Here is a 12,557-nt window from a genome sequence, read left to right as displayed (position 1 = left end):
TCACACGGACGGTGGCGACGATGCTCCCGCCCCCTCCGTGAAAGGGACTTCTGTCCCGTTCGCGAATCGACACGACGCCCGGCCGGGAAAATACCGCCCACTCGCCGCCCTGTTGACACCCGAACAATGCCGCACGACCCGAAGAGACCACGGTCGTACGGCACCCGCCACCTCCGGAAAGGCCGAGAAGTTCTATGCGCTGAGAACGCCTCACATTTCACCGGTCCGACCGTCTTCGAAACCCGGTGAATTCCCCGCGTGGACCCCGGGTCTCAGATCCCCGCTCCGTCCGTGAGGCAGCCGGAGCACCCCGTCCGGGCCCTTCGCCGAGAGCTCGGGGAGCGGTCAGGCGGTCAGGCGGGCAGGGCCCGGCGGGCGTAGGCGCGGACGTCGGCGTCCGGGTCGGACAGTACGGCCCGCAGCGCCTCGGTCACCTCCGGCCGCGCGCTCCAGGGGGTCAGCGCGAGGACGACGGCCTTGCGCACGTCGAGATTGGGGTCGGTCGCGGCCTCGGTGAGGAGGGGCACCGCGACCTCGGGGTCGGACGCGCCCAGGCAGCGGACCGCCCCCACCCGCACCTGCCAGGCCGCGTCCCCCAGCCCCCGTACGGCCGCCGCCGTCAGCGGGGAGCCGGTGGCGCCGGACGATTCGAGGGCGGCGGCCCTGACGAGCGGGTCGGGGTCGTCGGCGAGCGTCTCCAGGGCGGCGGACGGTTCGCCGACGGTGCCCAGGCCGACGGCCACCCGGACACGGACCTCCCGGGAGGCGTCTCCGGCCGCCTCGGCCACCAGGCCGGACGCGTCGAGGGAGACCAGGCCGCGGATCGCCTCGATGCGCACCCGGTGGTCGGCGTCCCGGATGCCCGCCGCGAAGACCTCGGCGTCCCCCAGCCGCAGGGCGCGCAGCACGTCCAGCGCGCTCGCCCTGACCACGGCGTCCTGGCTGTCCGTCCGGGCGGTCAGGCCCGCGCCGAGCGCGGCGTCGGCGGGCAGCACCTCGACGAGTTCCCGCAGGCCGTTGGCGGCGGCCCGCCGTACCATGCCGTGGTCGTCGGCCAGGGCGGCGACCAGCGCCTGACCGGCGCCGTCGGGCACGGTCTCGGTGAGCACCGCGATGGCCGCCCGGCGCACCTTGGGGTCGGGGTCGGCGAGGTAGGGGGTGAGCCGTTCGACCGGTGGCTGCTCCTCGGCGAGCCGGTGCAGTTCCAGGATGCGGGGCGAGCGGCCGACGGCGGTCCCGGTCGAGCGGGTCTCCACGGCCGTGCGCACCGGGGCGCTGGTGTGGGCGCCGATGAGCACGGGCTCGGCCCGGACCGGCTGGAACTCCTCGACGGGCACGATGTACGGCTCGACGGGACGCTTGACGAACTCCATGGCGCCGTCGGACCGGCGGCGCAGGTTCAGGTGGAACAGCCAGCCCTCGTCGTCGCGTTCCGGCAGGTCGGCGCGGTCGTGGTAGAGGCCCCAGCGGCTCTCGGTGCGCACCAGGGAGGAACGGGCGGCCATCTCGGCGCAGTCGCGGATGAAGTCCACCTCGACGCAGCGCATCAGCTCGTGCGGGGTGTGCGCGCCCATCGCGGCGATCTCCTGGCGCATCCGCTCGAAGGACTCAAGCGCGATCTCCAGCTTGGCGCCGGTCTTGGGCGGGGCGACGTAGTCGTTGACGAAGCGGCGCAGCTTGTACTCCACCTGCGGCTGCGGCGGCCCCTCGGGGTTGCGCAGCGGCCGGTAGACGAGTTCGTGCGCGGCGGCGACCTGGTCCTCGGGGAGCGTCGCGGGGACCCGGTGGTCGGCGGCGGCGTGCGCCCCGGCGAGGTCGCCGAAGACGAAGGCGCCGATCATGTAGTTGTGCGGGACGCACGCCAGGTCTCCGGCGGCGTACAGGCCGGGGACGGTGGTGGCGCCGTTCTCGTCCACCCAGACGCCGGAGGCGGAGTGGCCGCCGCACAGGCCGATCTCGGAGATGTGCATCTCCACGTCGTGGGTGCGGTAGTCGTGGCCCCGCCCGGCGTGGAAGGTGCCCCGGGTCGGCCGTTCCGTCGAGTGCAGGATGGTCTCCAGGGCCGAGACGCTCTCCTCGGGCAGGTGGGTGAGTTTGAGGTAGATGGGGCCGCGGGCGGAGTCGATCTCGGAGGCGACCTCGGCCATCATCTGCCCCGACCAGTAGTCGGAGTCGACGAACCGGTCTCCCTTCCCGTTCACCTGGTACCCGCCGAACGGGTTGGCCACATACGCGCAGGCGGGGCCGTTGTAGTCCTTGATCAACGGGTTGATCTGGAAGCACTCGATGCCGCTCAGCTCGGCCCCGGCGTGGTAGGCCATGGCGTAGCCGTCCCCGGCGTTGGCCGGGTTCTCGTAGGTGCCGTAGAGGTATCCGCTTGCGGGCAGGCCGAGCCGCCCGCAGGCGCCGGTGGCCAGGATGACCGCCCCGGCCCGTACGACGACGAACCTTCCGCTGCGGGTGTCGAACCCGGCGACGCCGACCGCCCTGCCGCCCTCGGTCAGGACGCGCACCGGCATGACCCGGTTCTCGATCCTGACCTTCTCCCTGATGTCGCGGCGGCGCAGCACCCGGTAGAGGACCTTCTTGACGTCCTTGCCCTCGGGCATGGGCAGCACGTAGCTGCCCGAGCGGTGCACCCGGCGGACGGCGTAGTCGCCGTACTCGTCCTTCTCGAACTTCACGCCGTAGCCTTCGAGCCTGCGGACCATGTCGTGGCCACGGGTCGCGGTCTGGTGGACGGTCCGCTGGTTGACGATGCCGTCGTTGGCCCTGGTGATCTCGGCGACGTAGTCCTCGGGGGTGGCCTTGCCGGGGATGACGGCGTTGTTGACCCCGTCCATGCCCATGGCCAGGGCGCCGCTGTGCCGTACGTGGGCCTTCTCCAGCAGCAGCACCCGGGCGCCGCGCTCGGCAGCGGTGATCGCGGCCATCGTGCCCGCGGTGCCGCCGCCGACGACGAGCACCTCGCACACCAGTTCGAGACGGTCCGTGACCGGGGGAATCTCCACTACAGCTCCTTCAGGATGCGTTCGCGCAGGGCCGCCCTGGGCCCGCCCCGCGTCTCCAGGACGGTCTTGACCCCGGTACGGCCGAGCACCGCGACACGGTCGGCCAGCAGCAGCGCCTCGTCCACGTCGTGGGTGACGAAGACGACCGTCGCCGAGGTGTCGCGCAGCACGTCCAGCAGCAGGCGTTGCATGTCGGCCCTGGTCTGGGCGTCCAGGGCGCCGAAGGGTTCGTCCATCAGCACCGCGCGCGGCGCGCCGACCAGGGCGCGGGCCAGCTGCACCCGCTGGCGCATGCCGCCGGACAGCTCCCTGGGCAGCCGCTGCGCGGCCTCGGCCAGGCCGACCCGGTCGATCCACTCGGTGGCGGCCCGCGCCCGCTCCCGCCGGGGGACTCCCCTGATGGCCAGCGGCAGTTCGACGTTGCGCCGTACGGTGCGCCACGGCAGCAGGCCGTCGTCCTGGAAGACCATGGCGCGCTCGGCGCCGGGGCCGGTGACCGGTTCGTCCCCGGCCAGGACACGTCCCTCCCAGGCGGGCAGCAGCCCCGCGAGGGCCCGCAGCAGCGTGGACTTGCCCGAGCCCGAGGCCCCGACGACCACCATGACCTCGCCGGGCGCGACGTCGAGGACGACGTCGCGCAGCACGGCCGTCCCGCCGTAGCCGAACCCGGCCCCGTCGAGCCGGAACGAAAGCCCGGTACGGCCCGCGCCCACGGTGATCCCGCTGGTGAGTGTCACGTCCCGCTCCCTTCCCCACGCGGCAGCCAGCGGGTGACGCGTCTGCCGACCAGTTCGACGACGGATGAGGTCAGCCAGCCCAGGGCGCCGATGGTGACCATCCCGACGATCACCCCGGGGTAGTCGACGATCGTGTAGGCGTGCCAGGTCCGGTAGCCGACCCCGAACTCACCGGAGATCATCTCCGCGGAGATCACGCAGATCCACGCCACCCCCATGCCGACCGAGAGGCCGCCGAAGACGCCGGGCAGGGTGCCGGGCAGCACGACGTTCCACAGCACGTGGCGACGGCTCCCGCCGAGCGTCCTGACCGCGTCCTCCCACAGCGTGGGCAGCGCCCGTACGGCGTGCCGGGTGCTGACCATGACGGGGAAGAAGGCGGCGGTGAAGGTGATGAACACGATGCCCTGCTCGTCGGTGGGGAACAGCAGGATCGCGATGGGCACCAGGGCGATGGCGGGGATGGGCCGTACGGCCTCAAGGAGCGGCAGCAGCACGTCGCCCGCGCGGCGGGAGCGGGCGATCAGCACGCCGACGGTGATCCCGGCGACGGCGGCCAGCGCGAAGCCGGTGAGGATGCGGATGAGGCTCTGCAGCAGGTCGAGGTAGTACAGCCGGGTCGTGAGCTGGGTGGCGAAGCGCGCGGCGACCTCACCGGGCCCCGGCAGCCGGTCGAACCTCAGCCACAGCCGGGCGTCGGTCGCGGTGAGCGCCTGCCAGAGCCCGGCCGCCACCAGCAGGCAGCCGATCCTGGTCGCCCACCGCACGGCCGGGTGACCCTGGGAGTGCCTGCGCCGTACGGCGGGGCGGGTCACCGGGCGGTCCTGGACGCTCTGGCGCGCGGGGCCGGTCACCGGGACGCCCTGAGGACGGCCTTGAGGGCGTCGTCGTAGGTGACGGCCTCGGTGCCGGGGTGGGCGTCGCGGTAGGCCCTGGCGCCGTCCTCGGTGGTGAAGGGCAGGAACTCGGCGTTCCTCCCGCCGTCGGGGTCCCTGACCCAGACGGCCCGGTCGGCGAACCAGCGGGTCCCGGTGGCCGTGTCGGGGACGTAGGCGGCGCGGACCTTCGCGGTGCCCGCCCCGGCGATCTGCCGCAGCAGGCAGGTGGGCGTCGCGGCGGGCCGGGTGGTGTCCTGGCCGGACAGCCACAGCTCGGAGGCGGTCGCCGGGTCCTTGACGGGGACGTCGCAGACGGGGTCGGTGCCGGTGATCGCGGCGGGGTTGACGGTCGAGGCGAGGTCGGTCTCGTAGGCCGGGCCGTACGCCCTGCGGAGGTAGGTGTCGTTGACGAACGTCGTGACGTCCACCCCGGAGAAGCCGTCGCCGATGCGTCTGAGGTAGGGCACGTCGTGCTCGTGGGCGGCCTTGAGTGGCGGCTTCAGGGTGGCGTCGAAGGTGGAGATGCCGTTGGGGCCGTTGTAGAGGTAGACGACCTCGGGGGGAAGTCCCGTCTGGCCGGCCACGGTCAGCGCGGCCTGGAGCGGGTGTTCGTGCAGGTAGCGGGTGGCGTCGAGCTGCGCCTTGAGGAAGGCGTCCACGACCTCGGGGTGCTCCTTGGCGTAGGCCTGGCGCAGCACGACGCCGTGGAAGGTCGGCACGTCCAGGGCGGCGCCGTCGTAGAGCAGGCGCGCCTTGTCCTGGAAGACCAGCAGGCCGGGCCAGGCGACGAACTGGGCGTAGCCCTGGACTCCGCCTGACTCCAGCGCCGAGGCGCCGACCGGGGGTTGCTGGTTGACGGTCTCCACGCCGGTCGCCGGGTCGATGCCCGCCTTCTCCAGCGCCTGGACCAGGGTGCCGTGTCCGGCGGAGCCGACGCTCGCGGAGATCTTCCTTCCCTTGAGGTCGGCCAGCGTCCTGGCGGGCGAGTCCTTGGCGACGACGACCATGTTGAGCGCGCCGCGCAGGTTGTAGCCGGTGATGGAGACCAGTTCGGTGCGGGCCGAGGGGGTCTGCTGGGTGCGGGAGGCGTTGATCAGCAGCGGGTAGTCGCCCATCGAGCCGATGTCGATCTTCCCGGCCACCATCTTGGCGGTGATCGGGGCGCCGGTGTCGTGGTCCTGCCACTCGACGGTGTAACGGTCGCCGAGCCTCTTCTCCAGGTAGCCGAGCGAGCGCAGCAGCGTCCCGGCGGTCACGGTGTTGATCGTCTTCGACTGGTAGCCGACGACGAGGTGGATTTTCCCGTCCCCGGAGGAGCCGGAGCCGTCGGAGCCACCGGCACCGGCGACCGAGCAGCCGGAGAGCAGGAGCGTCAGGGCGGCCAGCGCCGCCGTACGGAGAGGTCTCATCTGACGGTCAGGTCCTTCAGCGCAGCAGGTAGGGGATGTTGATGGTGACCGCGTCCACGGGACAGCGGGCGGCGCAGGGGCCGCAGTACCAGCACTCGTCGACGTACATGTAGGCCTTGCCGGTCTCGTCGCTGATGGCGAGGGAGTCCAGCGGGCAGGCCTCGACGCAGAGCGTGCAGCCGTCGATGCACAGGGATTCGTCGATGGTCACCGGGACCTCGACGCGCTGGTTGATCAGGGGCATGTGTCCTCCTCCCGGCCGCGGTGCAGGTGGCCGCGCATGGTCAGGCGGTCCCCGCGGAAGCGGACGTACTCCAGGTCGACGGGGCGTCCGTCCGACAGGTGGGTGAGCCGCTCGATCATGAGCAGGGCGGCTCCGCGTGGGGCGTCGAGCACGGCGGCGGTGTGGGCGTCGGCGTTGACGGCCTCCATGGTCAGCTCCGCCGTACCGAGGGGCTGGCCGGTGACGCGTTCGAGCAGCACGAAGATGTCGTTGCCTTCGAGGTCGGCGTCGAACAGCGGTTCGCCGACGTCGCGGACGAGGTAGGTCAGGTCGAGGGAGAGCGGCAGGCCGTTGAGGCTGCGCAGCCGTTCGAGGTAGACGACCTGTTCCCCGGCGGCGAGGCCGAGCCTGCGTCCGACGGCGGCGGGCGGGGCGATGAGGCTCATCGTGCGGACCTCGTTGGTGACCCGGCCGTGCTCGTGGAGGGTCTCGGCGAGGCCGAGGAGCCGGTGCAGGTCGTGGGGGTACTTCTCGGCGGCGACCGTGGTGCCGACGCCGGGGCAGCGTTCGACGAGCCCCTCACCGCGCAGCAGGTCCAGGGCCTCGCGGATGGCGTTGCGCGAGGTCCCGAACTCGCGGGCGAGCGCGGCTTCGAGCGGGAGCCGCCCGGCGCCGTACCCGCCGTGCACGATCTCCCGCCGCAGCAGGTCGGCCACCTGTCTGGCCCGGTCGGCCCTGCTCCGGGACGCCACCGTTGCCGCTCTCACGCGGCCGTCGGACTGTCTCACAGGAAAAGCCTATTAAATGAGTAGGGAAAATGGCATAACGGTCGGATTGCGCCACCCAGGGCACTTCCCCACCTGGACTTTCACCGCCGACAGGGCAAGATCTGCCACGCCCGGGGAAGGTCTCCTGAGAGAAGGGGGGCGGGATGTGCCGTCTGTTCGGGATGACCAGCGCGCCACAACGGGCCCGCGCCACGTTCTGGCTGCTCGACGCCCCCGACAGCCTCAGCGTCCAGGGGCACCGCGACCCCGACGGCACCGGTCTCGGCTACTTCGAGGAGGACGGCGAGCCGCGGGTGCGCAAGGAGCCCGTCGCCGCCTACGCCGACCGGCGCTTCGCCGAGGAGGCCAGGACCGTGCGCTCGGCCACCTTCGTGGCCCACATCAGGTTCGCCTCGACCGGCGGCCTCGACGTCCGCAACACCCACCCCTTCGAGCAGGACGGACGGCTGTTCGCGCACAACGGGGTCGTCGAGGGCCTCGACCTGCTCGACGAGCACCTCGGCGACGCGCGCTCACTGGTCAAGGGGGAGACCGACTCGGAACGGGTGTTCGCCCTGGTCACCAAGGAGATCAGGGCGAACGGCGGGGACGTGGCCGCCGGGCTCGGCCGGGCCGCGCGGTGGATCGCCGGACACCTGCCGCTGTACGCGCTCAACCTCGTCCTCGCCACCCCCGGCGGGCTGTGGGCGCTGCGCTACCCGGACACCCACGAGCTGTACGTGCTCGAACGCGCCCCCGGCGGCAGGCACGGCGACCGGCACCTCGACCACACGGGAACCGGCGGGCGCATCCGGGTGCACTCCGGCGACCTGTCGCGGGCGCCCGCGCTCGTCGTGGCCAGCGAGCGGATGGACGACAACCCCGGCTGGCGGCTGATGGAGCCCGGCGAACTCCTGCACAACGGCCCCGATCTGGGCCTCGTCCGTACGACGCTGCTGACCGATCCCCCGGCGCACCCGCTGACCCTGGCCGATCTGCGCCCCGACGCCGCCGCCTCCCAGCGCGCCGGGGTCCGCTGACCGGTCAGGGAGCGGTGAAGAGCAGGGAGACGTTCTGGCCGCCGAACCCGAAGGAGTTGCACACCGCCGCGCCGAGGTGCTGCTTGCGGGGCTCACCGCTGACGACCTCAAGCTCGACCTCGGGGTCCTTGCTGTCGAGGTTGAGGGTGGGTGGGATGACGCTGTTGGCGACCGACAGCAGGGTGACGATGGCCTCGACCGCACCGGCCGCGCCGACGAGGTGGCCGAGGCTGGACTTGGGCGCGGTGAGGACGACGTCGTTCCCGAGCGCCCGCTGGATCGCGGCCGCCTCGCCCACGTCTCCCACGACGGTGGACGTCGCGTGGCAGTTGACGTGGTCGACGTCCTCCGGCCGGAGCCCGGCGGAGGAGACGGCCCTGAGGATCGCCTGGGTCTGGCCCGCGCCCGTCGGGTCGGGGCCGGTGATGTGATGGGCGTCCGAGGTGATGCCGAAGCCCGCCAACCGGCCGATCGGGCGGGCGCCCCGCGCGGCCGCGAAGTCCGCCCGCTCCAGGACCATGACACCGGCGCCCTCGCCGAGCACGAAGCCGTCACGGTCGACGTCGAACGGCCGTGAGGCGCGCTCGGGGGCGTCGTTGCGCTTCGACAGCGTGCGAACCTGGGCGAAACCGGCGATGGTCAACGGCGTGATGGCGGCCTCCGTGCCACCGGCGATGACGACGTCGGCCTCTCCGGACCGGATGAGCCTGGCGGCGAACGCGAGGGCCTCGGCACCCGACGCGCACGCGGAGACGGGTGTGTACACGCCGGCTCTGGCGCCGTACTCCAGGCTGATCCAGGCGGCCGGGCCGTTCGGCATCAGCATGGGGACGGCGAGCGGGGCGATCCGCTGGGGCCCCTTCTCCTCTATCAGGTCGTCCTGCTCCAGGAGGGTGCCGATGCCCGCGATGCCGGTGCCGACCACCACCGCGAGACGGTCGGGATCGACCTCGGGCATGGCGGCGTCGGCCCAGGCCTGCCGCGCGGCGACGAGTACGGCCTGCTGGCAGCGGTCCATCCGCCGGGCCGTGACGCGGGGCAGCACCTCGTCGGGGGAGACGGCCATCGGGGCGGCGATCCGCACCGGCAGGTCGTCGGCGTGGGCGAAGGGCGCCACGAGGTCGTCGATCCGCCGGATGCCGGAGCGCCCGGCGAGGAGCCCCTCCCACAGTGAGTCGACGTCCCCACCGAGAGGCGTGGTCGCCCCGAGACCGGTGACGACGACGTCCTGAACGCTCATGCTGATCCCCTCGATGTTCCGGCTTGCTCCCGCATAGTTGTATCGCATACAAATACAGCATGCCCACGAGCGACCCTCCCCGGAGCCGGGGCCGACGCACCCGCGCGCAGCTTCTCGACCAGGCCGTGGCGCTCTTCGCCGAGCACCCCTTCGGCTCGGTGAGCGTGGCCGAGATCGCGGCGGCGGCCGGCGCGCACCCGAACCAGATCACCTACTACTTCGGGTCCAAGGACGCCCTGTTCGTCCACGCGGCGTTCCTGATGCTGCTCCGCGACGCCGAACGGCTGGAGCCGGTCGGGCACCGGCAGCGCACGCCCAGGGCGTTCCGTGAGGCGATGGCCCGCACCGCGCTGGCGCTGCCCGCCGTACCGGTCGCCGTGCAGGCCATGTCGACGACGCGGCTCAGGCCCGAGCTGCGGCCGGTGGCGCAGCACAACCTCACCCTGCTGTTCCGGCTGGCGGAGCGCTACCTCACCGTGGTGCTCGACCGCCACGGCTGGGTCGTCGACCGTCCCGCCGCCGTCGAGGCGCGCACCTTCTGGAGCGCCGTCCTCGGGGCCCGGCTGATCTCGGAGTCCGGTTTCGGCGGTCGCTCAAGCGACATCGACCTCGCCGGGGTTCTGACGGTCCACGAGAAGTAGAGGCCCCACCATTCCCACAAAACCCGATATTTCCGGATTATCGGGAAAAATGACACTCGCCGGAGTGGGCGCCGCGAATCCCCGGACGCGGAAACCCGCACGGACCCGGCGGCACCGCGGAAAGACACCCACCCCGTCCGCCGACCAGGCGAAACCCCCAGCACGCCCGGGAAGGCCGCCACAAATCCACGACCGGCCAGGACAGAACGGGAAAAACTCCTTGAATCAGGGTTGGCCACCTGATTCCATTAGCGGCAGATTCCGTACGGGGCCGGCCAAGGAGTGGGAATGGTCCCCAAAAGGCGATCGTGGGCCAGAAGGATCTTCATAGCGGTCTTCTCCCTGGTGTGCGGGTCCGCCGTCCTCATCTCAGTGTTGATCTTCTTCGTCAGGCAGGACCAGGCGGCCGGGTGGGGCGCCGTCCTGGGAGTGCTCACGGCGGCGGCCGGCCTGCTCCTGTCGCAGCTCGAACGTTTCTTCGGGCCTCGGGCCGGTGGCTCCTCGCCGAAGTCCGAGGCGGACGCGCTGCTCAAGGTCGCCGACCAGCTGGCCGTGGCGGTGCGTGAGCAGTGGGAGGCGGAGGCGGCCCTGCGCAGGCTCAACGACCCCTGGCCGCTGAACGTCAGCTGGACCAAGGAGGAGGAGCTCACCGACCCCATCTACGCGCTGCCCGCCGCCAGGGCCGGGAACGCGCGGGCCGCCCGCGCCGACGTGCCCCTGGACGGCGACCTCGCCCGGGTCGCCGACTTCTTCGAGAGCCTGCCCGGCGGACGGCTGGTGATCCTCGGGCCGCTCGGCTCCGGCAAGTCGGTCCTGGCCCTGACCCTCCTGCTCGAACTGCTGGAACGCCGCGTGCCCGGGCGGCCCGTCCCGGTCCTGATCCCGCTGAACAGGTGGAACCCGGCCGAGATCCCGCTGGAGGAGTGGCTGGCCGACCAGCTGGCGACGAACTACCAGCTCGGCTCGCCCCGGCACCGGGACGCGCGGGAACTCGCCAGGCGCCTGTTGCACGACAACCTGGTCCTGCCGATCCTGGACGGCCTGGACGAACTCGCCGAACCCACCCGGCCCCAGGCGATCACCGACGTCAACGGCTGGCTGGGACGGGACCGCCAGATCGTCCTGACGAGCAGGACGAACGAGTACCGCGCCGCCGTACTGGCCGGCGACGCCGTCACCCGTGGGGCGGCCGTCGTGCTGCAGCCCCTCGGCTGCGCGAGGGTCGAGGAGTACCTCAGGGGGGCGACGGCCAGGCCCCGCGTGCGCCGCTGGGACCCGGTGTTCGCCGAGATGCGGGACAACCCCGACGGGCCGGTCGCCACGGCGCTGCGCACGCCGCTCATGGTGACGCTGGCGCGCGCGATCTACGGTGACCGGCCGGGGGACGCGGCGGTCCTGCTCCAGCCGCGTCTCGCCACGGCCGGCCTGGTCGAGGAGCACCTGCTCGGCGAGCTCGTCCGGGCCGCCTACCCCGACGAACGGCGTGGCCCGCAGGCCGGCGACGTCCAGGTCTGGCTGACCTTCCTGGCCCGCAACCTGAGCGGCAGGGACCGGCCGGACATCGCGTGGTGGCACCTGGAGACCGCGGCCCCCGCGGCCGTCGTGCACGCCCCGGCCGCCGTCGTCGGGGCGTGTGTCGTGGGCTTCGTCTTCGGCCCCGTCGCCGCCGTCGTCTTCGCCGTCGCCGTGCTCCTCCTGGCGGGCGACCGCCGTACCGAACGGTGGAGCCTTGAGGGGATCCTGAAGGGGCCGATGAACGCCTGGCTGCGCGGGCTGCGGGAGTCCGGGACGCGGGGCGGCCTCCTCACCCCCCTCATCGGCCTGAACGAGAAGACGCCCCTCGAACGGAGGCTGGCGCTGGGCGCGGGCCGCGTCCTGGGCATGGTGACGGGGCTGGTCCAGGGGTTCGTGGTCTACCAGACGGGCGGCCTGTACCGGGCGGTCGCCGAGGGGGTCGGCCTCGGCCTCGCGGTCGGTCTCGCCGACGGATACCTGACCATCTCGACCCGGTCCGAGCCGAGCGAGGTCAGGTTCGCCTCCCGCCGGGGAGCCGTGGCGTTCGTCCGCCACGTCGCCATCGGGTGTGTCACCGGCGTCGGGGTCGGGGTGACGGCCTGGGCGATCTCGGCGTCGTGGTTCGGCGTGCTCGTCGGCATCCTGGTCGGCCTCGCGTTCGGGGTGATCGACGGGCTGAACATCTGGCTGGACGTGTCGACCGACGTCACCCTCGCGCTGAGCCCGCGCTCGACCCGGCGCGCCGAACGGCTCGCGGCCCTCGCCCGCAGCCTCACGCTGTTCACCACGATCGGCGTCACCACGGGCATCGCCTACACGTTCGCCTACGGCGTCCGGGCGGCCGTGCTCCCGGCGACCGTCTTCGGGCTCGGGTACGCGCTCGCCGACCACCTCATGGGGCTGACGACGTCGGTGTGGGGCCGCTACGCGGTGGCGAAGGCGTGGCTCGCCCTGCTGGGCAGGGTGCCGTGGCGGTTCATGGACTTCCTGGACGACACCCACCGGCGCGGTCTCCTGCGCCGGGTGGGAGCCGTCTACCAGTTCCGCCATGTGAGGTTCCAGGAGTACCTCCTGACGTGGCACAACTAGAGACGGG

At 72.4% G+C, this 12,557-nt stretch carries 10 protein-coding genes; 3 read left to right on the top strand and 7 right to left on the bottom strand.

The genetic code is table 11. The annotated features are described in order from the left end of the window. Positions 1 to 353: 353 nt before the first annotated feature. From ABZ470_RS22615 to ABZ470_RS22590, 6 genes are read right to left on the bottom strand one after another with little or no spacing between them, the layout of a single operon-like run. A complete protein-coding gene (locus tag ABZ470_RS22615; RefSeq protein ID WP_362913561.1) occupies positions 354 to 3,011 on the bottom strand; it encodes a fumarate reductase/succinate dehydrogenase flavoprotein subunit in 2,658 nt (885 codons plus the stop codon). Then, positions 3,011 to 3,748 carry an ABC transporter ATP-binding protein gene (locus tag ABZ470_RS22610; RefSeq protein WP_362913559.1) on the bottom strand — a complete coding sequence of 246 codons (738 nt, stop codon included), beginning with the start codon at positions 3,746 to 3,748 and terminating at the stop codon, positions 3,011 to 3,013. The genes ABZ470_RS22615 and ABZ470_RS22610 overlap by 1 nt, the downstream gene beginning before the upstream one ends. Next, the gene (locus ABZ470_RS22605) at positions 3,745 to 4,602 is read right to left on the bottom strand and encodes an ABC transporter permease (protein ID WP_362913557.1); all 858 of its coding nucleotides are present in this window, start codon (positions 4,600 to 4,602) and stop codon (positions 3,745 to 3,747) included. Before ABZ470_RS22605 ends, ABZ470_RS22610 begins: the two co-directional genes overlap by 4 nt. Beyond that, positions 4,599 to 6,035, bottom strand: a complete 1,437-nt coding sequence (locus ABZ470_RS22600) for an ABC transporter substrate-binding protein (protein WP_362913555.1) — start codon at positions 6,033 to 6,035, stop codon at positions 4,599 to 4,601. The genes ABZ470_RS22605 and ABZ470_RS22600 overlap by 4 nt, the downstream gene beginning before the upstream one ends. A gap of 16 nt (positions 6,036 to 6,051) precedes the next feature. Next, positions 6,052 to 6,279, bottom strand: coding sequence for a 4Fe-4S dicluster domain-containing protein (locus tag ABZ470_RS22595; RefSeq protein ID WP_352014431.1), 228 nt, complete (start codon positions 6,277 to 6,279; stop codon positions 6,052 to 6,054). Beyond that, positions 6,270 to 7,025 carry a GntR family transcriptional regulator gene (locus ABZ470_RS22590; protein ID WP_352014432.1) on the bottom strand — a complete coding sequence of 252 codons (756 nt, stop codon included), beginning with the start codon at positions 7,023 to 7,025 and terminating at the stop codon, positions 6,270 to 6,272. Before ABZ470_RS22590 ends, ABZ470_RS22595 begins: the two co-directional genes overlap by 10 nt. Positions 7,026 to 7,189: 164 nt before the next feature. Here ABZ470_RS22590 and ABZ470_RS22585 point away from each other — a divergent pair, with 164 nt between their 5' ends. Further along, positions 7,190 to 8,065: a class II glutamine amidotransferase gene (locus tag ABZ470_RS22585; protein WP_362913553.1), complete on the top strand. Its 876-nt coding sequence runs from the start codon at positions 7,190 to 7,192 to the stop codon at positions 8,063 to 8,065. Between the two features lie 4 nt (positions 8,066 to 8,069). Here ABZ470_RS22585 and ABZ470_RS22580 read toward each other — a convergent pair whose 3' ends face one another. After that, positions 8,070 to 9,305, bottom strand: coding sequence for a beta-ketoacyl-ACP synthase II (locus ABZ470_RS22580; protein ID WP_352014434.1), 1,236 nt, complete (start codon positions 9,303 to 9,305; stop codon positions 8,070 to 8,072). Positions 9,306 to 9,364: 59 nt separating this feature from the next. On the opposite strand from ABZ470_RS22580, the gene ABZ470_RS22575 reads away from it, so the two are divergent. Then, positions 9,365 to 9,946 carry a TetR/AcrR family transcriptional regulator C-terminal domain-containing protein gene (locus tag ABZ470_RS22575; RefSeq protein WP_352014435.1) on the top strand — a complete coding sequence of 194 codons (582 nt, stop codon included), beginning with the start codon at positions 9,365 to 9,367 and terminating at the stop codon, positions 9,944 to 9,946. A 372-nt stretch (positions 9,947 to 10,318) separates the two neighbouring features. Continuing rightward, positions 10,319 to 12,550: an NACHT domain-containing protein gene (locus ABZ470_RS22570; RefSeq protein ID WP_362913551.1), complete on the top strand. Its 2,232-nt coding sequence runs from the start codon at positions 10,319 to 10,321 to the stop codon at positions 12,548 to 12,550. The last annotated feature ends 7 nt before the right edge of the window (positions 12,551 to 12,557 follow it).

The sequence above is a fragment of the Streptosporangium sp. NPDC020072 genome (assembly GCF_040631445.1).
In the GTDB taxonomy this organism is placed as follows: Bacteria; Actinomycetota; Actinomycetes; order Streptosporangiales; family Streptosporangiaceae; genus Streptosporangium.
The sequence above is the reverse complement of the archived record's forward strand: the minus strand, read 5'-3'. Positions and strand labels throughout refer to the sequence as shown.

Bases quoted from the DNA above. Each gene is read 5' to 3' on its own strand.
- ABZ470_RS22600 (WP_362913555.1), bottom strand. From the start codon at position 6,035: ATGAGACCTCTCCGTACGGCGGCGCTGGCCGCCCTGACGCTCCTGCTC.
- ABZ470_RS22595 (WP_352014431.1), bottom strand. From the start codon at position 6,279: ATGCCCCTGATCAACCAGCGCGTCGAGGTCCCGGTGACCATCGACGAA.
- ABZ470_RS22585 (WP_362913553.1), top strand. From the start codon at position 7,190: ATGTGCCGTCTGTTCGGGATGACCAGCGCGCCACAACGGGCCCGCGCC.
- ABZ470_RS22580 (WP_352014434.1), bottom strand. From the start codon at position 9,305: ATGAGCGTTCAGGACGTCGTCGTCACCGGTCTCGGGGCGACCACGCCT.
- ABZ470_RS22575 (WP_352014435.1), top strand. From the start codon at position 9,365: ATGCCCACGAGCGACCCTCCCCGGAGCCGGGGCCGACGCACCCGCGCG.